At 43.7% G+C, this 1,075-nt stretch carries 1 protein-coding gene; it reads left to right on the top strand.

All coding sequences use genetic code 11. From position 1 onward, the window contains the following. Positions 1 to 141: 141 nt before the first annotated feature. Positions 142 to 1,075: tyrosine-type recombinase/integrase (locus AACT19_RS12875; RefSeq protein WP_242658948.1), on the top strand; the 934-nt coding region annotated here is incomplete at its 3' end.

The raw sequence follows: 1,075 nt of genomic DNA, 5'->3' as shown, positions 1-1,075 counted from the left end.
CCTACGTCATAATCTGGCGATTATGGATGGTTGTCTGTAGTAAGTGTCTGATAGATAAGCGATGTGTAGTTTGTGTCTTTCATTGGTATGGCATGCTTTCACGAAATTTCGTGATTCTATGTCCCTATATGAAGGTACTAAATGATGAAAAAAATCTTACTCACACAACGCTTTGTTGAGCGCATCCTTTCTAACCATCTGGTTCAAGAGTTTTACGATACAAAAGTCCCTGAGTTGTATTTAAGAGTTTATCCGTCAGGAGGTAAGCGATTTTATATTCGCTTTCAGCATGAAGGGTTAAGGATTCACCGCAAGCTTGGTAAAGCAACCGACCTATCATTACGAGAGGTGCGAAAGCAAGTGGTGAATGAAGTTCACCAGACTCGTTATCTGGCAGATATAAAAGAGCTGCCACCAATAACGATTCGGGTCTTCGCAGAGGAATTTTTTAAGCGTTATCCTCGCCACTGGAAACCAAGAACGACGGTAAAGAATAAGAGCGCCTTTCGTTTACATATCGCGCCTATTTTAGGCGATAAACAGGTTCACTCCATAGAGCGAAGAGACATTGAAGGGTGGTTTGCTCAGTTAAATCACGTGAAAGGCTCAGCGAATCAAGCGTTAGTGTTGATGTCTGTCATGATGCAGCAGTGTGAAGCGTGGGGATATCGACATAGAAACACTAACCCTTGTCGTCACTTTAAGCGTTATAAAGCGGGAGAGGTCGAACGCTACCTCAGTCCGGAAGAGTTGCGTAGCCTATGGCATGTACTCGAAACGTTAGAAGCCGATAACCCAATTCTCGTGATGATTATACGATTATTGATATATACAGGGTGCCGTTCTTCGGAAGTGAGAACGTTGCAATGGAAAGATTACAGGGGAGGGCATTGGCATTTATCAGACAGTAAAACAGGTGCAAAAACGGTGTATCTTTGCTCACCGGTTAGGGCGTATCTAAAAGAGTGGCGAACAGAGAGTGATTATATTTTTCCTGCACGATGCCATACCAAACCGATATCTGAAGTGGCCTTGAGTTCGTTCTGGCGTAAAGTGCGCCGTTTAGCCGAGTTAG

It is taken from the genome of Vibrio sp. 10N.222.47.A9, assembly GCF_963872585.1.
Taxonomy (GTDB): domain Bacteria; phylum Pseudomonadota; class Gammaproteobacteria; order Enterobacterales; family Vibrionaceae; genus Vibrio; species Vibrio splendidus.
The sequence above is the reverse complement of the archived record's forward strand: the minus strand, read 5'-3'. Positions and strand labels throughout refer to the sequence as shown.